The following is a 26,479-nucleotide window of genomic DNA, read 5'->3' on the forward strand; positions in this document are numbered from 1 at the left end:
CCAATGAATTCCAAAATGCAAGTGATCACCGGTAGAACGAGAATTTTCGGCATCATTGCAGATCCCATTCAACAGGTGAAGACACCTGAGGAAATGAATGCGTTGATGGCTGCATGCGGCGAGGACCGAGTGTTGGTGCCTCTACACGTCAATGAAGCGTTCTTGGATAATGCCGTTGGAGGCCTTCGTTCGATTCATAATTTGGATGGCTTCATTGTTACGGTTCCCCATAAAACAGCGATGGTAGCCCACTGTGATAGCCTCTCCGTCGCCGCCCAGATGGTAGGTGCAGTTAATGTAGTGCGCCGTGAAGCGGACGGAAGCCTGCACGGCGATATCCTTGACGGTGTAGGTTTCGTAGCGGGGTTGCGCCGCTCGGGTATCGAAGCCATGGGCATGAGTGTTTACCTGTGCGGTGCGGGAGGGGCTGCGCAAGCGATCGCGTTTGCTCTGGCCGAGGCGGGAGTGTCGCGCATCACTATTGCGAACCGAACCCGAGCAAAGGCTGAAGAGTTAATCGGCCGCCTCGCTAGCACATTCGCGGACCTATCCTTAGGGGTGGGATCTACTGATCCATCAGGTCATGAATTGGTAGTCAATGCTACTTCCATGGGGCTGCGTGAGTCAGATGATTATCCGTGTGATGTAACTCGTCTTAGCCCCGATCAAGTTGTGGCTGAAATTATCATGCAGCCTGAACGTACTCGTTTGATTGAAGCGGCTTCTGCCAAAGGTTGCCGTATTCATCTAGGCCGCCCAATGTTGCAATGCCAGATTGAATTGATGGCTGCTGCTATGGGGGTGGAGACTCATGGGCGAGTACCAGTGGAGGACGGTGAATGAGCAGTTTTGACTATGTCATCGTGGGCGGAGGAACCGCCGGCTGCATCCTCGCCAACCGACTAACGGCTTCAGGTAAGTACCGCGTTTTGGTTATTGAAGCGGGTGGGGAGCCGAATGGCCGATGGATTCCTATTCCTGCTGGTTTCAGCAAGCTTATGGTCGATAAACGCTTCAATTGGGGTTTCAAAACCAAGCCAGAGGCAAGTACTTATAATCGAGAAATCGCGGTGCCGCGGGGGCGTGGCTTGGGTGGCTCGACCCTCATCAATGGAATGATTTATGTACGCGGTCAGCCTGGGGATTATGATGCCTGGAGCGATACAGGCGCGATGGGCTGGAATTTTGAAACGCTCAAACCTTATTTTAGAAGACTCGAAAACTACGCTGCTGGAGATGAAAACCGTGGGCATAACGGGCCCATGCACATACATCAGGTGAGCGAAAGATTTCCGCTATCAACGGCGTTCCTCGAAGCCGCAGCGCAAGATGGTCAACCATATAATGAGGACTACAATGGCGAAGACCAAACAGGTTTTGGTTACTATCAAGTCTCCCAGCGGGATGGGCGTCGTTGGAGTGTTGTAGATGGTTATCTAAAACCTGCGCGCAACCGTTCTAATCTAACTGTTATGACTCATGCCCATGTACTTAAACTGGATTTGCAGGGTAAGCGCTGTATTGGAGTGACCTATAAACAACGCGGTGCGGAATTTCGCGTCAAAGCGGATATTGAAGTGATCCTTTGCGCGGGTGCTATACAGTCACCGCAGCTTTTAGAACTGTCCGGTATTGGTAATTCAGATGTCCTGCGCACTGCGGGGGTTCCGCTGAAACATGAGTTGTGCGGTGTGGGAGAAAACTACATCGACCATTTTGCTACGCGCATGAACTGGCGCATGAAGGGAGTCGTTACCCTCAATGAGCTCGCCCGAGGCTGGCGCTTAGGTCTTGCGGTATCGGAGTATTTCACAAAGCGTACCGGTATTTTGACATTGGGAACGGGGCTGGTGCACGGGTTTGTGAAAACTGACCCACAGATGACAACTCCAGATATTCAGTATTTCTTTGTACATGCGAGTTACGCAAACGCGGCTAATCGTGTGCTGGATCGCCATCCTGGCATGACTATCGGCGTGAGCCAGCTACGCCCTAAATCCATGGGGTCGGTCCATATTGAAAGCAGTGATCGAAATGTGATGCCTGCCATTCGTCCCAATATGCTCGCTGAAAGGGAAGATCAACGATGCATAGTAGAGGGGATGAAGATTGCGCGCAGAATTGTGATGCAGCCGGCCATGTCTCGATTCGTTGAGTGTGAGACTAGTCCAGGAGATAAGGCGCGCACCGACGAAGAGTGGCTGGAGTTCGCACGTCAAACTGGACAGACGATATATCACCCTATTGGAACGTGCCGAATGGGTGAAAATCATGGCTCAGTCGTGGATTCCAGGCTCAAGGTCCATGGCCTAACTGGCTTACGGATTGTCGACGCTTCGGTAATACCGTCCATGGTTTCAGGAAATATTCAAGGCGCTGTCATGGCCGTTTCAGAACGAGCTGCCGATTTGATAATTGAAGATCAGCCAAGGTAGCCGTCTGTAATTGTACAACCCAAAAATAAGAAGCGAGATAGCATGATGTCTGAAAAACACGTTCCTCACGTCCGTGAGCTGCTTAAAGACTCTCCAAAAAATTGGAATAAATGGGGGGCTGATGATGAGGTGGGCTGTCTAAATTACTTGACGGCAACCGAAGTCTTAGAAGGTGTAGCCCAAGTAAAGCAAGGGAAGACATTTACTCTGCAGATACGAATCGGTGATGAAAAAGGTGATCCAGTATGGCCTGGTCGAACGCCTGCGCGGCGAATGAACATCATGGATAGAGGCCACTATAACTGTGGGAAAGGGCCTCATTTTCCAGGCTCATATGAATATGCAGATGATGTAATGTTTTTTCACCTGCAAGGCTCAACTCAATATGATGCATTAGGTCACGTCTGGTATGACGACCAAATCTGGAATGGTTACGATGCAAACACTACTATTGGAGGGCTTGCCAAAGCCAGTGTCGCTCCAATCGGTGAGAAAGGTGTCGTCGGTCGCGGAGTTCTTATCGATATTGCTCGATACAGAAACAAGGAAGTGTTAGAGCCTGGCGAAACTTTCACCCACCTTGACCTACTGGCTGCTGCTTCTGCGCAGGGCGTAGAGATTAAAAAAAGAGATATCTTGCTAATCAGGACAGGCTGGATTGGATCTTTCTATTACCGCGATAGTGACGAGTTTTATAAGGATTTTGTTGAGCCTGGGCTCACATATAGCCCAGAGTTAGTGCAATGGTTCCAGGATATGGAGATTCCCAATATTGTCACAGATACCATTGCTAATGAAGTTACTGTTGATCCGGTCTCGGGGGTCGCGCTGCCACTCCACAACGCATTGATGCGAAACCTGGGAATTACGATGACTGAAATTGCTCAGCTTGATCCCCTCGCGGCCGATTGTGCAGAGGATGGTCAATGGACATTCCTTTATACTGCGGCCCCTTTAAAAGTTGTAGGTGGTACGGGGGCGCCAGTTAATCCTATCGTGCTCAAGTGATCTAATTGTTTCTTCAAGTGCTATCGTGTTGTTTTTTCGCAGATTCCAACGCATAGGGATAGAGATTTATATCGTGCTATACGAAGACTGAATCGTTACTAAATGACTGGAGTTAGTGTCGTCAAGGCGCTGGCTCTGATATTGAGAGAAACACGATGATGGCGCTGTATGCTGCAGCTGATTTCTTACAGGCTTTTTACATTGCTGCATAGCAGACTAGCTTTCTCTACCCGTGAATCGACCATGTTTTCGTAGACACCTCGAACGACTGCTCTGGGTCGAAAGCAGTCCGTCGCGACTGGCTACTCTCGACCCGAAGCTGCCCTTGCCTGCGGGCAGTTAACGGCCAACAGCTGTCATCCGCCGCAGGCAGCGAAGGCCGTGTAAACCACTTTTTTTACCTGTAAACCTATGTGGTTTACAGGTAAAAAAGTGGTTTACACGCTACATCCTGCAGGCACTATTCCAGCTGGGTTTTTTAGGCTTACTCACGGACCTTTCTGCGCTTCGCATACTCACAACTTCCCGAGCATTTTAAGAGAAATTTTACAGAGAACCTCAGTTGTGCCTAACGCAGCAGCAGCCGAGGCACGCACGCCATGCTTAGCCCCTTCAATTGAGCCAGGTTGATCCAGTGGAACACCAAAGCATTGATGCGTGTCTGTGAAGCCTAGAAAATACGCCCGTTTAAACTTTTTTAGAGAGACTTTATTTCGCATTACAGGCCGATCATACGGCTTGGTTCGCATGCTTCAGAGCTACGATTCCTCCGTTCGCGATGGCGCAGAGCGCTCTTACATCACGTAGGTGATTCGTCAATAGTTCAGTAAAACCAATTCTCAGGGGTGCTGTGCAAATCAGAGGCAGTCCGGCGGGCTGTTGTCGCGAGGCGAAATTACGCACCTTTGATTGAGAGCGGTTGCACGATCGGACCCCAGGTCCTTCACCATTCAAAGGGTTAGCGCGAAAGTCTCTTGATCTCGCGCAGCCTCTATGGCTCCTGGTTGATCTAACGCTTAGCCGCGGGGCTGAGTTGCGATTTCTAGAGCTCGGCTTCATCATTACTTTTTGAATTGAATCAGTGGCCGATCTAAGATTGATTGAGATAAACCATGCATATCAGCGTTTGCCTGCCATGTGAGGAAGCGGGTAAGAAGCTGCTGATTGATAGCCTTTAGCTGCTGATTAGCTTCAGTCAGCTTTTCAATGCGCTCGTTTGCAAGATGAATGTCTTTAATCCACCCAGGCTTCTCGGTCGGAGCCTTGAGTGCAGCCTTACGATACTTCATTGCCATATTCACTGCTGGCAATTTCATCAAAGACTGACGCGCGCGACTGATATTGAGCTTCTTTTTGCAAGCATCTACTAGAAGGGGCCATGTTAACTTTGGCTCTGACCAGTCTTCAATCAGCTTAATTATGCGGGCTTCGTCATTTTTTGTTAAGTGTCCCATTGCTATACCTCAATATCGTCCAGCATGGCTGACAGATCTTCTAACGATGGCAATGACGTTTGTGTCGGCTCTGTTATTGGTTTTGCGTCAATCAATCCTGCCATAGTGGCAGCATTTTTTGTCAGGTTCCAACCGTTATCGCTATTCCACACAATGTCGCCGTTTTTGAGCTCAGGGTTTTCTAAGACTTTGATCAATGCATCACACTTGAGCAGGTCCAATGCTGTTTTTTTGCACCATTCAGATGCGCCAAAGACCTCTCTGGCTTCAGCAGCAACCGCATGCGCATAACGCTGTTTCAGATATAATCTCTCCTCTTTTAGGTTGGCTAGCCTTACATCATCACCTTTGATGCATCCCAAGTTTCCACAAGTTAGACATGCGCCCATTTTAGGGCAAGGCTCACTCTCAAACGAGTGAATGCACAGGCCTAGGTGAGTTCTATGTATAATACGATCCTGATCGCATTCGCTAAGATCAACTAGCTCGCTGAGCTTAATTGGCTGATTGGTCACAATTTTTTCAAAACACTTCGCTGCGTTGCTCTGCTTGGTCTTGGGATGAACCGCCGCCACAGCATGGGTGCGTTCTTTGATGCTTTCATGATTATAAACTGAACCCTGGTTAGTGCGTCCTGAAAATGCATCAATTAGCAGTTGTGAAAGTCCCGCCCGATGCATCTCCGTATTCAGCTCATGACGAAAAGCATGAGTGTTCACCTTGAGCTCTCCGTATCCGTGCCGCTGGAAGATGCTTTGCGAATGTGAAGCGCCTCCTAGCTGGGCCACCATCCGAACATGGCTGGCGGAGATTTCAACTCCAAAGTCCCGCTGCATTGCGACGGGGCTCTTTGTTTCGTTGGGTAGAGAGCCTGTTCGCACGGTAAACAGCGCATCACGATACTTCACGCGCTTTTTACCGTTCTCAGCAGGTGTGGTAAAGGGAAAGTGCTTGGGTAGATATTTTTCACGAATGAGAATATTCAGTTTTCGTAACGTGATAACGGCTTTATCTGTAAATTGAAAGCGGTTCAGTTTACCGTTTTCATAGACGCGCTGCCCTTTGCTGATGTCCCAGCCTTCTCTTATTTCATCCAATACTGCCTGGGCGTCAGGGCTTAAAGCTCTGCGATTTGACAGAGAATCGAGCCATTGATCTTTGAAAAGTGTTCTCGCAGCGTATCGACCTGTATAAATAATTTTCAGCGCTGCACAAGCTTCCTCATAAGATAATGGCTCGTCTGGTCCCTTAATCGGTAAATCACTATGCGGCGGAAAATCATGAGGATGGTCCTCAAGCCATGCCGCATATGCTCGGGCTTCATCAGTGATTGGTATTAAGAGTTTTAGTACACGTTCGATTGTGGATTCCATGCCAGTCACAACAGGCTTGGTAGTCGCTCCGAAACCTTTCTCCGAATACCAGCGGAGGAACATGCGTTGCCCGCCCTCAGCGTCAGTTTTGAAGACTACGCAGTCATGCTCAACATCGGCTAGCTCACCAATACGACCTGGTTGGCTAAGCAAAAGAGCGCAGGCAGAGACGGTTATGATGTCTAATGGGCTCGTTATGTCATTATTAAAAATTTCGCCTAAGGCTTGAATAGACTCACGGCTCGGTAGTTTGCGCTCGCTATTGGCCTGCTGCTCCTTTAACGTGCCTGAATCTTTGTACCGGAGCGGCGATACCCATCGAAAGGGCTTTGCGAGTAGCCCTTTGTTTCCCATGAATAAGACAATATTTTCAAGATATTTGCTGATGCTGTACGCGCTATTGCCACGTGGGTAATCGATTGTCAGATGCTCACACGCTCTATTGCATACCGCCGCTGAAGTTTTTGTTACGTCACTAGTGCCTGTTAGTTCCAGGAGTGCGGCTTCAAGGATTCTGGCGCCATACAGCATATCTTTCGCTGACTTTTTTCCTTGAAACACTCTGTAGTGAACGATAATAGCTTTGGTGAAATCCATGAATGAGGGTTGCATGTAAACTTTTGAGTTTGAATTTGCATTTCTCGGTGATTTATACGCAGTAAATGCGCAGCTGGGAATTCCTGAGTCATGCCATGAATCCATATCCCATTGAATGCCCGCGTGAACTCTTTGATTGGCAACTCCCTTGGGCAAAACTATCTGAGCCCAGCTGATAAAGGCATCCAGTTGTGCCTTAGCATTGGCATGGATGAGCGGTTTAAAATCGACGATAGTGCTCATTCGTAAGGCCCTACACTTATTCCTCGCGCGCGCTGCGCATTGCAATCAAGAATCACTTTGCGACAGGCTAGGATGGCACGGTCCCATAACACTCCAGTAATTTTGTCGTGATTGATGGTTTGCGCTCGACGGCTTTCAAGTCGCGCAAGCGCGGCACTGTGATCCGCGTCAAGCAGCGGCTGGAATTTAATGCAGCCGTAACACGTAAACGGTGCATCCAGATAGCAGGAATTATCGGCACCGCAGACGGCAAGATCCTCAATTTGGCGGTCTAGGCGTTGTCCATTTTTGGCGGACGCGCGATCTGGTACAATGGAGCCCTTAAAAGCTCCTACAACAAGTGCGAGATGATCACTCATCTTATCGTCTATCAGCTTCATTAACTCAGCTGATACCGCTCGATATTTTCGAACGGTCCGAGTGTTGGAATGCATGAGTGCGCTAGCGATTGACCATTCATCCAGTCCAGCATTCGAAAGATCGGTACCGAGTGTGTGCTTGAAGCGATGACCTCTGGAAATTTTCAGGGGCTGATGTGTACGCGTCGAGATGGGAAACCCAAGCATCCCTTCCATTTGCACTAACCACTCTCTAGCAACTCCGGCGGCGACATGGAACTTTGCCAGGGGAGAAAGCTCAAGATCTCTTAAATCAGGTAGGTCAACTATTACAGCGCCTAACCTATTACTTTTTTCTTCATGGGATAATTTTCGGCGAAAAAGAGGTACGTGCTTAATGGCTTTGTTCCACTCCGCCCTTCCGGGATACTCTTGCTCAAGTCTGGTTTGTATGATCGCCTTGTATGCTTGCACAGTATTATAAAGATCTTCGTCCAAATTGAAGATTTCAAATTTTTCTCGCCATCCAGCTTCATCGCCTTTTTGCTTGGCCCAGAATATTCGTATTTGGTAGCCTTGATCAGTTTTCATGAAGTCATCAAAAACTACCATGCGAATCTGTGTCCCCCGTTGCCCGTAGATCATTAGCAAGCGCAGATAGAGGTAGCGCTCTGGATCCAGATTTCCATGACAGAACTGCTCATGCGCCCAATGATGCAGAGAGTCTTGTTCTACCTGTGTGAATGGGCCCTGTTCAGGATCTAAGCTCATGATGACGTCATTTCTTATTCGCTTCTTTCTGGGGGTTGATTTATAAGCTTTTAGAAGAGCATGTGATGGACGCTGTTCTAGGGATTCACATTTTTGCCAAAACTCCATAAAGCCGACAAGACTGGAAAACTCTCCTATGTTGAAGCGTTCGCGTAAATCGATCAGCTGATCCTCGTTGAGGGGGTCTAGCCCGGCTAGAGCAGCGCGCGATAGGACAGACGTAACTACACCCATGGTTCCCTGGGAAACTTCTGCCATACGGTAGGCCAAGGCGGCGTGCAACCAACCTTGCCAATTATTAGGAACGCAAAAAATTGCGGACTGCCAATTGATTGCTGAGCGGCATGATCTATCCGGCCACCACATTGGCTGGGACGGAGTGAAAAAATCGCCGCATCTGGCAAGGCGTGGAGTGTCGAGCCAAGTGCTTAAGCTGCTCTGGGTGGGTACTTTAAGTGCTGAAATCGACGGATTCACTTTGTAAGCCTTCCTCGCGGTTTTTTGTACTCACGCTATCTCTGATAGTCTTGAATCTATCCGAGCGCTTTCTCATTGCTTTATTCGCTTCTTCTCTCCAGAATTTCGCTCCGTAAAGGCTGGGCATATGAGAACCATGGCTCCATCCGAAAGCATAAGTTAGTACTTTTTGCACCTTGGTTGTTCGGTCCTCGGGCGTAAGGATATCCAACTCATCCCGCATGCTTTCTAGAAGAGTGTAGACCGCATCATGACGCAACACATGGGGATGAACGTGTGCCAGTTCCGGCACGGCTTTCCCAACCCGAGGTAGAATGCCATCAAGCGCTTTAACACTTAGTGGCTTGCCCTCATTCCGTCTATGAGAGACAAGCAGAAAAGGGTGTTTTTTCGCCTCAGACGTTTGCTGATTGGAGATTCGATAACTATCGATATATTGCTTAAGAGCCCAAGCAAGGTCGTCGCCCATCTCCAGAATACGCTCGTGTGTTTTGAATTGGGGGGCTAACGTGCGCGGATCAATTTCCTCATTTTTGAGGTTGATTACTGAAAGCTCTCTGCTATGCCACCGGATATCTCCAACTTTGATCAAGAGCATTTCGGAACGGCGCAGGCCCATATCAATGCCTAGTAACAAAATTATATAATTTCGAAGTTTTATCGCTTTGTTGGCAAATGGGTTGGTTGCGCTTTCTGGATGCATAATTTCTAATAGGCGATCTCGCTCTGCAGTCGACAGGCCTTTAATGTCATTGTTGGAGGTCTTTTTCCAGGAAGGCTTGACTGCTTTTATCTTCCTGTTAAAACGACTTACAATATCGTCAATTGCCGCTCCCCGCGTCGCTTCCTCACCAAGCTTGTCATAGAGGAATATTGTGTAGTCACGCACAGCTTCAAGTCTCTGCTGTGCGTGTGTGCTGCCAACTGTTGAGTAAGCCGTTGGTAACACGCGTATTCCAACAAATTTTTTAGCGAGCGTAGACTTGTTAAGTGCAGCGTCAGCGACAAAGCGGGAAATCTCGTCATCTGTAAGGTAGCGGGACTTTGGTCTCTCTTCCAAACGGGCGACCAAATCGATCGACTCAAACTTTAAAAAATCTTCAAATAGCCCGATGTGTTCCAAATATTTTTGTTGCGTGTTTAATGCCCGTCTTGATTGCTCAAGGGTCACATATAGGTTCGGGTAGTAGGCAGGAATGTGCTCTTGCACCAATACCTTTCTTCTAGCACCATTGATTCTTATTTCTATGATCTGGTGACCCACGATTCTTCTCCAAAACATAACTTTTTTTGAGTATAGTAACGAATCGGTGCTGGCTCAAACCTAGACATGACTTTCAACAATTTTCAGTCGCAGGCTTGGAATCTCTCCGAAGCCGCGTAATCATTGACTCAAGGGTAATTCAAAGATGGCAAAAGGTGACAAACACGGCCAAACAGGTTCATACGTCTACACCATGCATCGGCTGAGCAAGGTCGTGCCGCCGAAGCGGGAAATTCTCAAGAACATTTCCCTGTCATTCTTCCCAGGCGCCAAGATTGGCGTGCTCGGCCTGAACGGCGCCGGTAAGTCGACCCTGCTGCGGATCATGGCGGGCGTCGACAAGGAATTCGACGGCGAAGCCCGTCCGATGCCCGACATCAACGTGGGCTACCTGCCCCAGGAACCGCAACTGGACCCGACCAAGACCGTCCGCGAAGTGGTCGAAGAAGCGGTCAGCGTGATCAAGGACGCCCAGGCCCGCCTGGACGAGGTGTACGCTGCCTACGCCGAACCGGATGCCGACTTCGACAAGCTGGCCGCCGAGCAGGCCAAGCTGGAAGCCATCCTGCAGGCCGCCGATGGTCACAACCTGGAGCGCCAGCTGGACGTCGCTGCCGACGCCCTGCGCCTGCCGGCCTGGGACGCCCGCATCGAGCACCTGTCCGGTGGTGAGAAGCGCCGTGTGGCCCTGTGCCGCCTGCTGCTGTCGGCCCCCGACATGCTGCTGCTCGACGAACCAACCAACCACCTGGACGCCGACTCGGTGGCCTGGCTGGAGCGCTTCCTGCACGACTTCCCGGGCACGGTGGTGGCGATTACCCACGACCGTTACTTCCTCGACAACGTCGCTGGCTGGATCCTGGAACTGGACCGTGGCGCCGGCATCCCGTACGAAGGCAACTACTCGGGCTGGCTGGAAGCCAAGTCCGAGCGCCTGGCGCAGGAGTCCAAGCAGCAAAGCGCCCATGAAAAGGCCATGAAAGAGGAACTGGAATGGGTGCGCAAAGGCGCCAAGGCCCGCCAGTCCAAGTCCAAGGCCCGCCTGCAGCGCTTCGAAGAAATGCAGTCGCAGGAATTCCAGAAGCGTAGCGAAACCAACGAGATCTACATCCCGGCCGGCCCACGCCTGGGTGACAAGGTCATCGAGTTCAAGAACGTCACCAAGGGCTATGGCGACCGCGTACTGATCGACAACCTGTCGTTCGCCATGCCAAAAGGCGCGATCGTCGGCGTGATCGGTGGTAACGGTGCTGGTAAGTCCACCCTGTTCCGCATGCTGATGGGCAAGGAGCAGCCGGATTCGGGCAGCATCGAAATCGGCGAAACCGTGCAACTGGCTTGCGTCGACCAAAGCCGCGAAGACCTGGACGGCAGCAAGACCGTGTTCCAGCAGGTGTCCGACGGTTCCGACATGATCAAGATCGGCAACTACGAGATCCCGTCGCGCACTTACGTTGGCCGTTTCAACTTCAAAGGCGGCGACCAGCAGAAGTTCGTCAAGGACCTGTCCGGTGGTGAGCGGGGTCGCCTGCACCTGGCGTTGACGCTGAAGGAGGGCGGTAACGTCCTGCTGCTCGACGAACCGTCCAACGACCTGGACGTGGAAACCCTGCGTTCGCTGGAAGAAGCCCTGCTCGACTTCCCGGGCGCCGCGATCGTGATTTCCCACGACCGTTGGTTCCTGGACCGTGTGGCGACCCACATCCTGGCGTACGAAGACGACTCGAACGTGGTGTTCTTCGAGGGTAACTACACCGAGTACGAAGCCGACCGCAAAAAGCGCCTGGGTGACGCTGCTGCCCAGCCGCACCGGGTAAGGCACAAGAAACTGGCCCAGTAAGCCAGTGTTTTGATGCACAAGAATGGGGCTCTTGGTGGCCCCATTTTTGTGCCTGGCGCTTGCTGGTGTCGCTGCCAGAAAAGCTGATATCGCACGTTGCTTTGTATACACTTATATAAAACGCACCAAATAATTTCAAAAAAACGACATGTCGCCCTGTTCTGGTGCGATTGCTTCTTGGTACATTCCCGAAAAACCAATAAGTCCAAAACCTTCGGTGAGATGTCTACCATGATCGAATCTGTCGACAGTTTCCTCGCGCGCCTGCAACAGCGCGACCCAGGCCAGCCCGAGTTCCATCAGGCAGTAGAAGAAGTGCTGCGCACGCTATGGCCTTTCCTTGAGGCCAACCCTCATTACCTGCAGTCCGGCATTCTGGAGCGTATGGTCGAGCCGGAGCGTGCGGTGCTGTTCCGCGTGTCGTGGGTCGATGACCAGGGCAAAGTGCAGGTCAACCGCGGCTACCGTATCCAGATGAGCAGCGCCATCGGCCCGTACAAGGGCGGCTTGCGCTTCCACCCCTCGGTCAACCTCAGCGTGCTGAAATTCCTGGCCTTCGAGCAGGTCTTCAAGAACTCCCTGACTTCGCTGCCCATGGGCGGTGGCAAGGGCGGGTCGGACTTCGACCCCAAAGGCAAGAGCGACGCCGAAGTGATGCGCTTCTGCCAGGCGTTCATGAGCGAGCTGTACCGCCACATCGGCGCCGACTGCGATGTGCCGGCCGGTGACATCGGCGTGGGTGCCCGCGAAATCGGCTTCATGTTTGGCCAGTACAAGCGGCTTGCCAACCAGTTCACCTCGGTACTGACCGGCAAGGGCATGACCTACGGTGGCAGCCTGATTCGCCCCGAAGCCACCGGCTACGGTTGCGTGTATTTCGCCGAGGAAATGCTCAAGCGCCAGGACAAGCGCATCGACGGCCGTCGCGTGGCGGTGTCGGGCTCGGGCAACGTTGCCCAGTATGCCGCGCGCAAGGTCATGGACCTGGGCGGCAAAGTGATCTCCATGTCGGACTCCGAAGGCACGCTGTATGCCGAAGCCGGCCTCACCGATGCCCAGTGGGAAGCATTGATGGCGCTGAAAAACGTCAAGCGGGGCCGTATCAGCGAGCTGGCCGAGCAGTTCGGCCTGGAGTTCCGCAAGGGCCAGACCCCTTGGAGCCTGGCGTGCGACATCGCCTTGCCGTGCGCCACGCAGAATGAACTGGGGGCCGAAGACGCCCGTACCTTGCTGGCCAACGGCTGTATCTGCGTGGCCGAAGGCGCCAACATGCCGACCACCCTGGAAGCGGTGGATATCTTCCTGGAAGCCGGCATCCTCTATGCCCCGGGCAAAGCATCCAACGCCGGCGGTGTGGCCGTGTCTGGCCTGGAAATGTCGCAGAATGCCATGCGCCTGCTGTGGACTGCCGGCGAAGTGGACAGCAAGCTGCACAACATCATGCAATCGATCCACCATGCTTGCGTGCATTATGGTGAAGAGGCGGATGGCCGGGTCAATTACGTGAAAGGTGCGAACATCGCCGGCTTTGTCAAAGTGGCGGATGCGATGTTGGCTCAGGGCGTGGTTTGATCCGGGATCGCAGGGGCCGCTTTGCGGCCCGTCGCGACACAAGGCCGCTTATAAACGGGCGGAGGCGGCATCATCAATCGATGTAGGAGCGGGTTCACCCGCGAATACGGTGGTGTCGGCAACGCACAATGCCTGGCAGAAACTGGCCCGCAGGCCCGGCCCTTTCGCGGGTAAACCCGCTCCTACAACGGGCGAGGGTGGCCGGCAGTCCTGCGGAGGCGGGGCGGCATCATCAATCGATGTAGGAGCGGGTTCACCCGCGAATACGGTGGTGCCGGCAACGCACAATGCTTGGCAGAAACTGGCCCGCAGGCCCGGCCCTTTCGCGGGTAAACCCGCTCCTACATCGGGCGGGGGTGGCCGGTGGTCCTGCGGAGCCGGGCGGGCATCACCGATCGATGTAGGAGCGGGTTCACCCGCGAATACGGTGGTGTCGGCAACGCACAATGCCTGGCAGAAACTGGCCCGCAGGCCCGGCCCTTTCGCGGGTAAACCCGCTCCTACAACGGGCGAGGGTGGCCGGCAGTCCTGCGGAGGCGGGGCGGCATCATCAATCGATGTAGGAGCGGGTTCACCCGCGAATACGGTGGTGCCGGCAACGCACTATGCCTGGCAGAAACTGGCCCGCAGGCCCGGCCCTTTCGCGGGTAAACCCGCTCCTACGACGGGCGAGGGTGGCCGGCAGTCCTGCGAAGGCGGGGCGGCATCATCAATCGATGTAGGAGCGGGTTCACCCGCGAATACGGTGGTGCCGGCAACGCACATTGCCTGGCAGATACTGGCCACCAGGCCCGGCCCTTTCGCGGGTATATCCGCAACAATGATCGCGGCCTTGTGTCCCGACGGGCTGCAAGGCACCTCACCCTTCAGCGATCACGTCAGTCACTTCGATCACCAACTCCCCAACCGGCCGCTGCCACACCACCTCATCCCCCGGCCCCGCCCCCAGCAAGGCCCGCCCCAACGGCGACCCCCAGTTGATCAGGCCGCGCCCGGCATCCGCCTCATCCTCGCCCACCAGCCGTACCTCATGCGCCTGGTCTTGCGCGTCGACAAAGCGTACCCGGCTGCCAATCTGCACCTTGCTGTGCGACGTCGCGGGCGGTACCACCTGGGCGCTCTGTACCCGCACGCTGAAGTAACGCAGGTCGCGCTCGGTATCGGCCAGCCGCTGCTTGTCCACACGCTCGCCCTGCGCCTGCAGGTCGCTGCGCAAGGCATTCAACTCGGCCACGCGTGCCTGCAGCTGGCGCAGGCCGCTGGCGGTCACATAGTTGGGTTGCTCACTGACGCGCCGCTCTACCGGTTGATCGGCCTGGGCGGCGGCCTGTTCCTCATTGACGAATGCTCGGCTCATGCAAGGCCTCCTTGTGCAGAAGACCATCATGGCAGGCCGCAGGTTTAAAGAAATGTCCGTTAACGACCTCAGTCGTGGCGATAGGCCTTGGCGGCGCCACGGTCCTTTTCCTGCTGCCACTCGCGGTCGCGCTGGTCCCAGAAGCGCTCGTGGTACTGACGCTGTTCTTCAGTGTTCTGCATGGCTTGGCACTGGCGAAAGCCATCGTCCCAGCCGGTTTCGTACTGGCGCTCGTGCAGGTAGCGGGGTACGTCCTTGCGAAAGTCGCCGGCCATGGTGCCGGCGGCCTGGTGGCCACTGCTGCAGCCGTCCTGAAAGCCATCGGCATAGGCAGGGGGATAGCCGTTGGCGAGCATTTGCTCGTGGGTGGTTTCACAACCTGACAGCAACAACGCAATGCACACGCCGAACCAGTACCGCGACATAACCACCTGACCCTCCCGTCGATAGGGGCAAGTCTAGGTGGCGATTTGTCGGGTTGGTGTCAAAACAGTGTCAAAGAGTTGGTTGGGCCACACTGTTGCCTGTGCAGGCAACCCACAATCTTCAGTAGTGGTACCACTTCAGCTCCAGCATCACCTCATTCTGCGCAGTAGCCAGGTGGCTGAACTCACGCGAAGCACTCAACCTCACCCCCAGGTTCTGGCTGATTTCCCATTGCTGGTTCAGGCTCAGGCTGCGACGTACTTCGCCATTGGTGAAGTAATCACCTTTGGCCTCCAGGGTCATGTTGCCCAGCCCGTTGCGCCACAGCAGCCCGCCATTGAAGCCCGCGGCCGGGGCAATGAATTCGGCGAAGTCGTTGTGGTGTTCGACCCGCACCGTGCCCAGGGCAAAACCGAGCAAGCCATCGGCCAGTTGCCAGGTGCCGCCAGCGCCACCATTCACATGGCTTACCAGCACCTCGTCATCATGCTTGCCGGGTACCCGCTCCAGGCCGCCAGCCACTTGCCATGACCAAGGCTTGAGCAAGGCGTTGCGTGGGGTCAGCGAGCGGATGGTGGCCAAGTCCAGGCGTTGTACCTGCCAGTCGTTGCCTTCGTACTGGCGCACCTTCAATTGCAGGATCTCGATCTGGGCGCCCAGCGGGAAGCCATAGGCGTTGTCGTTCAGGTCGTGGTAGGCCATGCGCAGGCCATACTCGGCGTAGGCACGGTCTTCGCGGGTGCCCACGCCCAGTTGCCAGGTACGTGAGTCATGGCCGTCTTCGGGCAGGCCGGGGCGCTCTACCTGCAGCGGCGGGGGCGGGTTGCCGTTGATCGCCCGCAGCAGTTCGAAGCTGCGCTTGGCTTGGCCCGGGTCACGCTCCTGACCGTTGGCACGGTAGCGCTCAAGGCGATAGGCGGCGTCCTGCACCAGCGCCTGGCGCTCGCGGGGCAGCGCCTTGAACGCAGGGCTTTGCAGTTGCGCGGTGTCGGCGCTGACCGCCAGCACCTGTTGCTTTTCGTTGTGGTCCAGCGGCTCGGCGCGGGCCAGCAGCTCACGTTCGCGCGAAGGGCGGTAGGTTTCGCTGGCGACCAGGCCGGACTGTTTAACGGCCTTGACCGTGTCGGTGGGGATCGCGGTCAGCGGAAACTGCGATGTCAGGTCCAGGCTTGGGCGGGCGACCTGCAGCAGTTCCAGCAGGCGGTACGAGCAGTTTTCGTCGAAGAAGAAGTAATCGAACTGGATCTGCTTCAGTTCCCACACATGCTCGACCATGCGCCCGGTTTCCTGTGGGGTCAGGTCCAGCTGATATTCCCACAGGTCGCGGTTTTCCAGGCTGCGGTATTCGGAGAGCTTCTCTTGGTAGGGCATCAGCGCGAACAGCCCCGGGTAGCCGCCCATCAGGCCTTTCCAGGCATACAGGATGCTGTTGTCGCTGCCTTCGATGTAGGCGCCGAAGTTGATCGCGTAGCTCAGCAGCGTGGTGTCGTCGCTGCGGGTAGTGGACTGGTCGATGCGTAGCAGGGTATGGCCGAACATCGACGAGGGGCTGTTCAGGTAGGCCGCCGGGAAAATCAGTGCGGCGCTGTGCGGGTCGACCGATTTGTACCAGGTGTTGAACGCCTGGCAGTCCGGTTGTGGCAAGCCTTGCAAATTCAGCTGCTCACGCAGCCAGCGGGTGCGTGCGGGGAATACGCACTGGGCATGTTTGTCGCCGAGGCTGGCCGGGGCGTACAGGGCTTGCACCGTGGCTTGCAGCTCCTGGTCGGGGTGGTGCGCACCGTCTTTGGCCAGGAAGAACGCGTCATCGTCCACATAGCTGCGCCAGCCGCCGAGCTTGGCGGTTTCGTAATGGCCCAAGGCAATCCAGTAGGGGGTATTGGCCAGTTGCTGGAGGCGGCCTTGATCCAGCACAGGGGCGGCGTGAACAGGGGCGCAGACACACAGCGCGAGGGCAGCGAAGCGTTTGAGCATATCGGGCAACTACTTCTGAACGATGCCGAAAAAGGCGAAACCCGCCCCCGAAGGGGCGGGAGCTGCAGCTTAGGCCTCGGTAGCGTATTTGGCCAGGCGTGGGTCGCCCTTCAGTACAGCGAGGGTGTTGCTGTGGACAGTTTCAGCGGTGACGTCGGCGCTGCTGAAGATCTGGTTGAAGTGCTGGTGGGTGACCGAGTTGAAGTAGCCACGGTCTTCCGGGGCCACGCCGAGTACCACGGCATAGGTGGTCAGTGCTTCACCTTGGCCCATGGCCATGTCTTCGGAAAGCTCGTTCATCATGCCGTTCATGGCGAACCAGGACTTGCCGCCGTAAGTCAGCGAAGCCTTGGTCGAGCAGCCGTTGGTGCCGGAGGTCATACCGAAGGTGGCGTTACCAGAGGTGCCGTTGGTGGTGGAAGCCAGGAAGTGAGCCGGCGTGCCGCGCTGGCCCTCGAACAGCATGTTGCCCCAGCCGCAGTTCGGGCCGCCTGGCGCTTCTGCCATGGCGTTGAGCGAGACCACGGTGAACAGAGTACCCAGAAGAATCCGTTTCATAGCTTTTTTCTCTTTGTCATAACCAAGGGTCAGTGTTTTCTGGCAACTCGGTTGCCAGGTCGGGAAAGCATTTCACCCACCCGCGCAGCTTGGAGTTTAGGCACGATCTAAAGGTTGCGTTGTTGATTGCGAAAAATTTGCTGTTCGAATACCTGCTCTGGCGGTGAGGTGCGGCGATATAAAGTCCCCTGGAGCCTTGCAAGGCGCGCGCGGGCAGCGCCAGAATGCTGCGTATCTGCCCCGCCGAAGTAAGGAAACCCAATGCCCGATCCTGTCGCTGCGCGCCTGCGTCTTGCGCCTGAAGCCCTGACCCGGCGTTTCTCACCCGAGCAGTTTGCCTTTACCAATACCGACGATCTGGAGCCGTTTCGCGGAGTCCTGGGCCAGGAGCGTGCTGTCGAGGCCCTGCAGTTCGGCGTGGCCATGCCACGCCCTGGTTACAACGTGTACGTGATGGGCGAGCCCGGCACCGGGCGTTTCTCGTTCGTCAAACGCTACCTCAAGGCCGAAGGCAAACGCCAGCAGACCCCGGCCGACTGGGTATACGTCAACCACTTCGACGACACCCGCGAGCCGCGGGCACTGGAGCTGCCGTCCGGCACCGCCACCGAGTTCATCGCCGACATGGGCGGGCTGATCGACAACCTGCTGGCCACCTTCCCGGCGGTGTTCGAGCACCCGTCGTACCAGCAGAAGAAGGGCGCCATCGACCGCGCCTTCAACCAGCGCTATGACCGTGCCCTGGATGTGATCGAGCGGGCGTCGCTGGAGAAGGACGTGGCCTTGTACCGCGACTCCAGCAACGTCGCCTTTACCCCCATGGCCGATGGCAAGGCGCTGGACGAAGCGGAATTCGCCCAGTTGCCGGAAGAGGTGCGCGAGCAGTTCCACGAAGACATCGCCCAGCTCGAGGAGCAGCTGAACGAAGAGTTAGCCAGCCTGCCGCAGTGGAAGCGCGAGTCGAACAACCAGTTGCGCCAGCTGAACGAAGAAACCATCACCCTGGCCTTGCAACCTCTGCTGGCGCCGCTTTCGGAAAAGTACGCCGAGAACGCCGCGGTCTGCGCCTACCTGCAATCGGTGCAATTGAACCTGCTGCGCACCGTGGTCGAGCAACTGGTCGATGACAGCAAGACCGACGCCGTTGCCCGCAAGCTGCTGGAAGAGCAATACGCGCCAAGCCTGGTCGTGGGCCACTACGCCAACGGTGGCGCACCGGTGGTGTTCGAGCCGCACCCGACCTACGACAACCTGTTTGGCCGCATCGAATACAGCACCGACCAGGGCGCGCTGTATACCTCGTATCGCCAGTTGCGCCCGGGGGCGCTGCACCGGGCCAATGGCGGCTTCCTGATCCTCGAAGCCGAGAAGATGCTGGGCGAACCGTTCGTGTGGGACGCGCTCAAGCGTGCGCTGCAATCGCGCAAGCTGAAAATGGAATCGCCGATCGGCGAGCTGGGCCGGGTGGCTACTGTCAGCCTGCAGCCGCAGATGATCCCGCTCAACGTCAAGCTGGTGATCATCGGCTCGCGGCAGCTGTACTACGCACTGCAGGACCACGACTCGGACTTCCAGGAGATGTTCCGCGTGCTGGTCGACTTCGACGAAGACATGCCCATGGTCGACGAGAACCTGGAGCAATTCGCCCAGCTGTTGCGCACCCGCACCAACGAAGAAGGCATGGCGCCGCTGACCAGCGATGCGGTGGCGCGCCTGGCCACGTTCAGCGCACGCCTGGCGGAGAACCAGTCGCGCTTGTCGGCCCGTATCGGCGACCTGTTCCAGCTGGTCAGCGAAGCCGACTTCATCCGCCAGCTGGCCGGTGACGAAATGACTGACGCTGGCCATATCGAGCGGGCGCTCAAGGCCAAGGCCACTCGTACCGGCCGGGTTTCGCAGCGGGTACTGGACGACATGCTTGCCGGCATCATCCTGATCGACAGCGAAGGTGCGGCGATCGGCAAGTGCAACGGCCTGACGGTGCTGGAAGTCGGCGATTCGGCGTTCGGCATGCCGGCACGTATTTCGGCCACGGTATACCCGGGCGGCAGCGGTATCGTCGACATCGAGCGAGAGGTCAACCTGGGCCAGCCGATCCACTCCAAGGGGGTGATGATCCTCACCGGTTACCTGGGCAGCCGCTACGCCCAGGAATTCCCGTTGGCGATTTCCGCGAGTATCGCCCTGGAGCAGTCCTACGGCTATGTCGACGGTGACAGCGCCTCGCTGGGCGAGGCGTGCACGCTGATTTCGGCCTTGTCGCGTACACCGCTCAAGCAGTGCTTCGCCATTACTGGCTCGATCAACCAGTTTGGTGAAGTGCAGGCCGTGGGTGGGGTGAACGAGAAAATCGAGGGCTTCTTCCGCCTGTGCGAAGCGCGTGGCCTGACGGGCGAGCAGGGGGTCATCATCCCGCGTGCCAACGTGGCTACCCTGATGCTGGACGAGCGTGTGTTGCAGGCTGTGGAAAACGGCATGTTCCACGTCTACGCCGTCAGCCAGGCCGACGAGGCGCTCAGCCTGCTGGTGGGCGAAGAGGCCGGCGTGCTGGATGACAAGGGCCAGTTCACCGAGGGCAGTGTCAACGCCCGGGTGGTGGAGCGCCTACGGGAAATTGCCGAGATGATCAGCGAGGAAGAGATCGAAAAGGCGGAAAAGGAGCGCCTTGAGGAAGTCATCGCTCAGGCCAAGCCCGCCTAAGTCAATAAACCGGCGCTGGCGGCCATGTGCTACCGTTCAGCGCCGGTTTTCCAACTTTCTGTTTTGCTCTTCTATGCTGGAACTTAAGGAAGGAACAGCGTTCAGGATGGAAACAGCCTGAGGGTTTCAGGCTGAACAAGGCTCATTGGAGGGGACGCGGCCATGCGCAACCTCAGCCTCACACGCCAGTGCCTGGGCCTGGTGACCCGCATCGAATGCAGCATTCGCCCATTGGCCGGCGACACCGGCATGTGGACCTTGCTGTTCGCCGCCGGCATGGCCGGTGAACAACCCTCTGCAATCAAGGCCCAGGGGCCGTTCCACGGGCCAATGGTGGCCGAGTCGGTGCTGCATGCCATCGTCGATAGCCTGACCCTGCACGGGTACCAGGTGGCAGAAGACCCGCAGATCTGGTGCTTGCACCTGCAGGCGCAGCTGCGCCGGATCAACGGCGAGCGCTGCCGGAACCTGGGGGATTACCAGTTTCATCCGGAGACCTGAGCGTACGCTGGGGTGCTTTGCGGCCCGAGCGCGACGCAAGGCCGCACCTACAGGGGATCGTGGTCGCCTGGATCGGGCTTTTGCTGCAACAGGTGGCTGGCTATACTCGCCGTCGCTTTTTTAGTCACCTGATGAGTCCCGAACTTCATGGAACGTATCCTCGAAAACGCGATGTATGCCTCGCGCTGGCTGCTCGCCCCGATCTACTTCGGCCTGTCACTCGGCCTGCTGGCCCTGGCGCTGAAATTTTTCCAGGAAGTGGTCCACGTCCTGCCCAACGTCTTCGCCCTCAGCGAAGCCGACCTGATCCTGGTGATCCTGTCGCTGATCGACATGTCGCTGGTAGGCGGCCTGCTGGTGATGGTGATGATTTCTGGCTACGAGAACTTCGTCTCGCAACTGGACATCGACGAAAGCAAGGAAAAGCTCAACTGGCTGGGCAAAATGGACTCTTCGTCGCTGAAGATGAAGGTGGCCGCATCGATCGTGGCCATTTCGTCCATTCACCTGCTGCGCGTGTTCATGGACGCACAGAACATCTCCACCGACTACCTGATGTGGTACGTGATCATTCACATGACCTTCGTGGTTTCGGCGTTCTGCATGGGCTACCTGGACAAGCTGACCAAGCACTGAGTTGTACAGGGCTGTTCGCGCGCGCAGCGTTCGGCCTGGTAGCTGCTCGCGGCGGCCCAGTGTGCTAGGCTGCTCGCCCTTTTCATCAAGGGCGCGGCTGCACTGCGCCCTGCAGTGGAGCACGACAATGTCCGAACTCAACCTGTCCACCGACGAAACCCGCGTCAGCTACGGCATTGGCCGTCAGCTGGGCGGCCAGCTGCGCGACAACCCACCACCAGGCGTCAGCCTGGAAGCGATCCTGGCCGGCCTGACCGACGCTTTCAACGGCGCCGACAGCCGCGTCAGCGAAGCCGACCTGTCGGCCAGCTTCAAGGTCATCCGCGAAGTGATGCAAGCCGAAGCGGCGGCCAAGGCCGAAGCCGCTGCTGCCGCGGGCAAGGAATTCCTGGTCGAGAACGCCAAGCGTGACGGCATCACTACCCTGGCTTCCGGTCTGCAGTTCGAAGTGCTGACTGCCGGCGACGGCGCCAAGCCAAGCCGTGAAGACAACGTGCGCACGCACTACCACGGCACCCTGATCGACGGCACTGTGTTCGACAGCTCCTACGAGCGTGGCCAGCCGGCTGAATTCCCGGTCGGCGGCGTGATCGCTGGCTGGACCGAAGCCCTGCAGCTGATGAACGCAGGCAGCAAATGGCGCCTGTACGTGCCGAGCGAGCTGGCTTACGGCGCCCAAGGCGTGGGCAGCATCCCGCCGCACAGCGTGCTGGTGTTCGACGTCGAGCTGCTCGACGTTCTGTAAGATCGCCGGGGCCGCTTTGCGGCCCATTCGCGGGCTCGCCCGCTCCCACAGGTGTCGCGTTAGCTTCCAGGCTTGTGCAGTACCTGTGGGAGCTGGCTTGCCAGCGATGAGGCCGGCGCTGCCCACCTCAATTCCAATCCGTTCCCCCGGGGCGCAACGCCCGCGCATAGCAGAACAGAAACAGATTCCGCACCAGCTCCTTCAATACCCCCGGTTCACTCGAATTCAACCCGCTCATGTCCAGGTCGCCCTGGTCACGCAGTTCGTCGAGCGCTTCTGCTTCGAGTACCGCGCACACTTCGCCGGTTTCCCGATGAAGAATGCGCAGGTAAGGGTGAGGGCGGTCCAGCCAGGCGTCGATCAGATAAGTCATGGCTACTCTCCTTGGAAATCGATTCCAATGAGAATAATTCTTATTATCAGAATAGCAAGCGCCAATTGGCGGAATTCATGTAATCAGACTTTGCGAACGAACTCGGACTTCAGCTTCATGGCGCCGATGCCGTCGATCTTGCAGTCGATGTCGTGGTCGTCATCGCACAGGCGGATGTTCTTGACCTTGGTGCCGACCTTGACCACCAGGGATGAACCCTTGACCTTCAGGTCCTTGATCACGGTAACGGTGTCGCCATCCTGCAGGATGTTGCCGACCGAATCCTTTTTCACCACCTCGTCGCTGGCAGCCTCGGCATCGCCGCTGGCCGACCACTCGTGGGCGCATTCAGGGCAGATCAGCTGAGTGCCATCCTCATAGGTGTATTCGGAATTGCATTTCGGGCAGGGTGGCAGAGTGCTCACTTCGGTTCCTCAAACAAACAGACGGGCGGTAGAAAGCCCGCATTGTAAAAGGTATTTTTCCAGAAGGGATTATGTCCGGACAAAAGCAACCGCGGGCTTGCTCGCTGCCACAGTGTCGGTATCAACCTGTGGAAGCGGGCAAGCCCGCGAAGAAGCGGCTCGGTGTGTCAGTGCGTGCGCGCGACTGCAAACTCGCTCAGCTCAACCAGCGCATCGCGGTACTCGCTGGCTGGCAGCACCTCAAGGCATGCAATGGCGCGCTTCACGTAATCACGAGCCAGCTCTGCGGTGTACTGCAGCGCACCCGATTCCTCGACTGCCACGCGAATCTGCTCGAGGTCTTCCAGGCCGCCCTTCTGAATGGCCTGGCGCACCAGCGCCGCCTGTTCGGCAGTGCCTTCGCGCATGGTGTAGATCAGCGGCAGGGTAGGCTTGCCTTCGGCCAGGTCATCGCCAACGTTCTTGCCCAGCGTCTGCGAGTCGCCCTTGTAGTCCAGCAGGTCGTCGACCAGCTGGAAGGCCACACCCAGGTGGTCGCCAAAGGTTCGCAGGGCTTCGCGCTGCGCGTCCGTGGCTTCGGCCAGCGCCGCGGCGCTGTGGGTGGAGGCTTCGAACAGCATGGCCGTCTTGCCACGGATGACCTCCATATAGACTTCCTCGGTGGTGCTGGCGTCGCGTACCCGCGACAGCTGCAGCACCTCACCCTCGGCAATCACCCGGGTGGCCTTGGACAGGATCTGCATGACCGGCATCGAGCCCAGTTCGACCATCATTTCGAACGAGCGCGAATAAAGGAAGTCACCCACCAGCACGCTCGGCGCGTTGCCCCACAGGGCATTGGCGGTGGAGCGGCCGCGGCGCATGCCGGACATGTCGACCACATCGTCGTGCAGCAGGGTGGCGGTGTGCAGGAACTCGATGGTGGCAGCCAGCAGGCGCAGGTCGTCGCCTTCACGGCCCAGGGCCTTGCCACACAGCAGGACCAGCAGGGGGCGCAGGCGCTTGCCGCCGGCGGACGTGATATAGTCGCCGATCTTCGATACCAGCGGCACGCGCGAGGTCAGCTGCTTCTTGATGATCTCGTCGACGGCGCTGAAATCATCAGCTACCGCGCGGTAGAAGGTTTGGGGTTGCATCGGCTGCTCCAGTGAGGTTGCGCGGCATGCTAGGTCGCAGGTCCCGGTGTGTCAAGGCGCGGTGCCAGCTGGCCGGGGGCGGCACTTGCAAGCAAAACCGTGGTTGCGTACAATCGCGCACCCTAACTTCCTGGGCAGCACCTGCCTTACGCAATTGCGCCGGGCCGTTCCAGCCCTGTGCAGCCATGCCAGCCAATACTCATCATATAAAGCGCTGGGTGAGCAGGATTATCGGAGAAATACCATGTCTTACGCAGTAATCGTTACCGGCGGCAAGCAGTACAAAGTCGCTGAAGGTGAATTCCTCAAGATCGAAAAACTGGAAGTCGCCACCGGCGAATCCGTGACTTTCGATCGCGTCCTGCTGGTCGCCAACGGTGAAGAAGTCACCATCGGTGCTCCAGTTGTTGCTGGCGCTAAAGTAGTGGCCGAAGTCGTTTCGCAAGGCCGCCACGACAAGGTTCGCATCATCAAGTTCCGTCGTCGTAAGCACCACATGAAGCGTATGGGCCACCGCCAGTGGTTCACCGAGATCAAAATCACCGGCATCCAGGCTTAATCCCCTAGATCCCCTGAATTTATTTGGAGAATTGAACCATGGCTCACAAGAAGGCTGGTGGTAGTACTCGTAACGGTCGCGACTCAGAATCGAAACGCCTTGGCGTGAAGATGTATGGCGGCCAGGTTATCAAGCCAGGCAACATCATCGTCCGTCAGCGCGGCACCGAATTCCACGCTGGCTACGGCGTTGGCATGGGCAAGGATCACACCTTGTTCGCCAAGATCGAAGGCGTGATCAAGTTCGAGAAGAAAGGCGAGTTCATGCGCCGTTACGTGAGCATCGTCGCCGCTTAATCGCGACGTCGCTCCAGAAGCCCCGTCATGCGACGGGGCTTTTTCGTTTGTGGTGAGCCTCTTGCAAAGCTGTTTGTCTGGGTTGCCGGCGTTGGTTTCTACGGTCGTACGGGGCCGCCGCGCTCATTTTTGCAAGAGCCTCATGTTTTTGAGTCATTCAGCTCGTCTGCCGACGAGAGGCGGTTTTAATGAAGTTTGTTGACGAAGTATCTATTCGGGTCAAGGCCGGTGACGGCGGCAACGGTTGCATGAGCTTCCGTCGCGAGAAGTTCATCGAGAACGGTGGCCCCAATGGTGGGGATGGCGGTGACGGCGGCTCGGTGTACATGGTTGCCGACGAAAACCTGAACACCCTGGTCGACTACCGCTACACCCGTCACCACGAAGCCCAGCGCGGTGCCAACGGCGGCAGCACCGACTGCACCGGCAAGAAGGGTGAAGACCTGTTCCTGCGTGTGCCGGTCGGTACGACCGTGATCGATGCTTCCACCCAGGAAGTGATCGGTGACCTGGTCACCCCAGGGCAGAAACTGATGGTCGCCCAGGGCGGCTGGCACGGCCTGGGCAACACGCGCTTCAAGTCCAGTACCAACCGGGCACCGCGCCAGACCACCCCAGGCAAGCCGGGTGAGCAGCGTGACCTGAAGATGGAAATGAAGGTGTTGGCCGACGTGGGTCTGCTGGGCCTGCCAAACGCCGGCAAAAGCACCTTCATTCGCTCGGTTTCGGCCGCCAAGCCGAAAGTGGCCGATTACCCGTTCACCACCCTGGTGCCGAATCTGGGTGTGGTCAGCGTCGACCGCTGGAAGAGCTTCGTCATCGCCGACATCCCCGGCCTGATCGAAGGTGCTTCCGATGGCGCCGGCCTGGGTATCCGCTTCCTCAAGCACCTGGCCCGCACCCGCGTGCTGCTGCACCTGGTGGACATCGCGCCGCTGGACGAGAGCAGCCCTGCCGACGCAGCCGAAGTGATCGTCAACGAGCTGACCCGCTTCAGCCCGTCGCTGGCCGAGCGTGAGCGCTGGCTGGTGCTGAACAAGGCCGATATGGTCATGGAAGACGAGCGCGACGCGCGCGTGCAGGAAGTGGTCGAGCGCCTGCAGTGGGACGGTCCGGTCTACGTGATTTCGGCCATCTCCAAGCAGGGCACCGAAAAGCTCAGCCACGACCTGATGCGCTACCTCGAAGACCGCGCCGACCGCCTGGCCAACGACCCGGCCTACGCCGAAGAGCTGGCCGACCTCGACCAGCGCATCGAAGACGAAGCCCGTGCCCAGCTGCAGGCCCTGGACGACGCCCGCACCCTGCGTCGCACCGGCGTCAAGAGCGTGCACGACATCGGCGACGATGACGGTTGGGACGATGATTTCGAGGACGACGAAGACGGCCCGGAAATCATTTACGTGCGCGACTGACCGGTT

At 56.9% G+C, this 26,479-nt stretch carries 23 protein-coding genes; 12 read left to right on the forward strand and 11 right to left on the reverse strand.

Annotation, left to right across the window (positions count from 1 at the left end; genetic code table 11):
• Positions 1-15 precede the first annotated feature (15 nt).
• From K4A76_RS03465 to K4A76_RS03475, 3 genes are read left to right on the forward strand one after another with little or no spacing between them, the layout of a single operon-like run.
• Positions 16-843, forward strand: a complete 828-nt coding sequence (locus tag K4A76_RS03465; RefSeq protein ID WP_274411560.1) for a shikimate dehydrogenase family protein — start codon at positions 16-18, stop codon at positions 841-843.
• Positions 840-2,435 (forward strand): GMC family oxidoreductase, encoded by a 1,596-nt coding sequence (locus tag K4A76_RS03470; protein ID WP_274411561.1) that lies wholly within the window; start codon positions 840-842, stop codon positions 2,433-2,435. Before K4A76_RS03465 ends, K4A76_RS03470 begins: the two co-directional genes overlap by 4 nt.
• A gap of 45 nt (positions 2,436-2,480) precedes the next feature.
• Positions 2,481-3,443, forward strand: coding sequence for a cyclase family protein (locus K4A76_RS03475; RefSeq protein WP_274412264.1), 963 nt, complete (start codon positions 2,481-2,483; stop codon positions 3,441-3,443).
• A gap of 1,061 nt (positions 3,444-4,504) precedes the next feature.
• Here the strand turns inward: K4A76_RS03475 and K4A76_RS03480 are convergent.
• From K4A76_RS03480 to K4A76_RS03495, 4 genes are read right to left on the reverse strand one after another with little or no spacing between them, the layout of a single operon-like run.
• Positions 4,505-4,897 (reverse strand): hypothetical protein, encoded by a 393-nt coding sequence (locus K4A76_RS03480; protein WP_274411562.1) that lies wholly within the window; start codon positions 4,895-4,897, stop codon positions 4,505-4,507.
• A gap of 2 nt (positions 4,898-4,899) precedes the next feature.
• The gene (locus tag K4A76_RS03485; RefSeq protein ID WP_274411563.1) at positions 4,900-7,110 is read right to left on the reverse strand and encodes a hypothetical protein; all 2,211 of its coding nucleotides are present in this window, start codon (positions 7,108-7,110) and stop codon (positions 4,900-4,902) included.
• A complete protein-coding gene (locus K4A76_RS03490) occupies positions 7,107-8,696 on the reverse strand; it encodes a site-specific integrase (RefSeq protein ID WP_274411564.1) in 1,590 nt (529 codons plus the stop codon). The genes K4A76_RS03485 and K4A76_RS03490 overlap by 4 nt, the downstream gene beginning before the upstream one ends.
• Positions 8,671-9,960, reverse strand: coding sequence for a site-specific integrase (locus K4A76_RS03495; protein WP_274411565.1), 1,290 nt, complete (start codon positions 9,958-9,960; stop codon positions 8,671-8,673). Before K4A76_RS03495 ends, K4A76_RS03490 begins: the two co-directional genes overlap by 26 nt.
• 145 nt (positions 9,961-10,105) lie before the next feature.
• Between K4A76_RS03495 and ettA the strand changes: the two genes are divergently transcribed.
• Positions 10,106-11,800: an energy-dependent translational throttle protein EttA gene (ettA, locus tag K4A76_RS03500; protein WP_274411566.1), complete on the forward strand. Its 1,695-nt coding sequence runs from the start codon at positions 10,106-10,108 to the stop codon at positions 11,798-11,800.
• Positions 11,801-12,031: 231 nt separating this feature from the next.
• Complete coding sequence (gene gdhA, locus K4A76_RS03505) at positions 12,032-13,372, forward strand: NADP-specific glutamate dehydrogenase (RefSeq protein WP_125854767.1); 1,341 nt, start codon at positions 12,032-12,034, stop codon at positions 13,370-13,372.
• Between the two features lie 859 nt (positions 13,373-14,231).
• On the opposite strand, the gene K4A76_RS03510 is transcribed toward gdhA, so the two are convergent.
• The 4 genes from K4A76_RS03510 to K4A76_RS03525 all read right to left on the reverse strand — a co-directional run bounded on the left by K4A76_RS03510 (position 14,232) and on the right by K4A76_RS03525 (position 17,687).
• Positions 14,232-14,729: a GreA/GreB family elongation factor gene (locus K4A76_RS03510; protein ID WP_274411567.1), complete on the reverse strand. Its 498-nt coding sequence runs from the start codon at positions 14,727-14,729 to the stop codon at positions 14,232-14,234.
• Positions 14,730-14,797: 68 nt separating this feature from the next.
• Positions 14,798-15,154, reverse strand: coding sequence for a hypothetical protein (locus K4A76_RS03515; protein ID WP_009686095.1), 357 nt, complete (start codon positions 15,152-15,154; stop codon positions 14,798-14,800).
• 121 nt (positions 15,155-15,275) lie between these two features.
• On the reverse strand, positions 15,276-17,129 hold the full coding sequence (locus K4A76_RS03520; protein ID WP_054913978.1) for an Lnb N-terminal periplasmic domain-containing protein: 1,854 nt from the start codon (positions 17,127-17,129) through the stop codon (positions 15,276-15,278).
• Between the two features lie 69 nt (positions 17,130-17,198).
• Positions 17,199-17,687: a DUF3015 domain-containing protein gene (locus K4A76_RS03525; protein ID WP_009686097.1), complete on the reverse strand. Its 489-nt coding sequence runs from the start codon at positions 17,685-17,687 to the stop codon at positions 17,199-17,201.
• A 261-nt stretch (positions 17,688-17,948) separates the two neighbouring features.
• On the opposite strand from K4A76_RS03525, the gene K4A76_RS03530 reads away from it, so the two are divergent.
• The 4 genes from K4A76_RS03530 (at position 17,949) to K4A76_RS03545 (ending at position 22,269) form a co-directional block, all read left to right on the forward strand.
• Positions 17,949-20,387 (forward strand): Lon protease family protein, encoded by a 2,439-nt coding sequence (locus K4A76_RS03530; RefSeq protein WP_274411568.1) that lies wholly within the window; start codon positions 17,949-17,951, stop codon positions 20,385-20,387.
• 162 nt (positions 20,388-20,549) lie between these two features.
• A complete protein-coding gene (locus K4A76_RS03535; protein ID WP_009686099.1) occupies positions 20,550-20,888 on the forward strand; it encodes a PA4575 family protein in 339 nt (112 codons plus the stop codon).
• 147 nt (positions 20,889-21,035) lie between these two features.
• Positions 21,036-21,524, forward strand: a complete 489-nt coding sequence (locus K4A76_RS03540; protein ID WP_003247486.1) for a TIGR00645 family protein — start codon at positions 21,036-21,038, stop codon at positions 21,522-21,524.
• A gap of 127 nt (positions 21,525-21,651) precedes the next feature.
• On the forward strand, positions 21,652-22,269 hold the full coding sequence (locus tag K4A76_RS03545; RefSeq protein WP_009686101.1) for an FKBP-type peptidyl-prolyl cis-trans isomerase: 618 nt from the start codon (positions 21,652-21,654) through the stop codon (positions 22,267-22,269).
• Between the two features lie 127 nt (positions 22,270-22,396).
• Here the strand turns inward: K4A76_RS03545 and K4A76_RS03550 are convergent, their stop codons facing one another.
• The 3 genes from K4A76_RS03550 to K4A76_RS03560 all read right to left on the reverse strand — a co-directional run bounded on the left by K4A76_RS03550 (position 22,397) and on the right by K4A76_RS03560 (position 24,203).
• Positions 22,397-22,642, reverse strand: coding sequence for a PA4570 family protein (locus tag K4A76_RS03550; RefSeq protein WP_009686102.1), 246 nt, complete (start codon positions 22,640-22,642; stop codon positions 22,397-22,399).
• Positions 22,643-22,725: 83 nt separating this feature from the next.
• Entirely contained in the window at positions 22,726-23,067 is a 342-nt protein-coding gene (locus K4A76_RS03555; RefSeq protein ID WP_274411570.1) for a zinc ribbon domain-containing protein YjdM, read from the reverse strand.
• 167 nt (positions 23,068-23,234) lie between these two features.
• A complete protein-coding gene (locus tag K4A76_RS03560; protein ID WP_029884883.1) occupies positions 23,235-24,203 on the reverse strand; it encodes a polyprenyl synthetase family protein in 969 nt (322 codons plus the stop codon).
• Between the two features lie 244 nt (positions 24,204-24,447).
• Between K4A76_RS03560 and rplU the strand changes: the two genes are divergently transcribed.
• The 3 genes from rplU (at position 24,448) to cgtA (ending at position 26,473) form a co-directional block, all read left to right on the forward strand.
• Complete coding sequence (rplU, locus tag K4A76_RS03565; protein WP_003247466.1) at positions 24,448-24,762, forward strand: 50S ribosomal protein L21; 315 nt, start codon at positions 24,448-24,450, stop codon at positions 24,760-24,762.
• 38 nt (positions 24,763-24,800) lie between these two features.
• A complete protein-coding gene (gene rpmA / locus K4A76_RS03570) occupies positions 24,801-25,058 on the forward strand; it encodes a 50S ribosomal protein L27 (protein WP_003247464.1) in 258 nt (85 codons plus the stop codon).
• Between the two features lie 188 nt (positions 25,059-25,246).
• Entirely contained in the window at positions 25,247-26,473 is a 1,227-nt protein-coding gene (cgtA, locus tag K4A76_RS03575; RefSeq protein WP_009686106.1) for an Obg family GTPase CgtA, read from the forward strand.
• Positions 26,474-26,479 lie beyond the last annotated feature (6 nt).

It is taken from the genome of Pseudomonas sp. NEEL19 (assembly GCF_028751975.1).
GTDB lineage: Bacteria > Pseudomonadota > Gammaproteobacteria > Pseudomonadales > Pseudomonadaceae > Aquipseudomonas > Aquipseudomonas juntendi.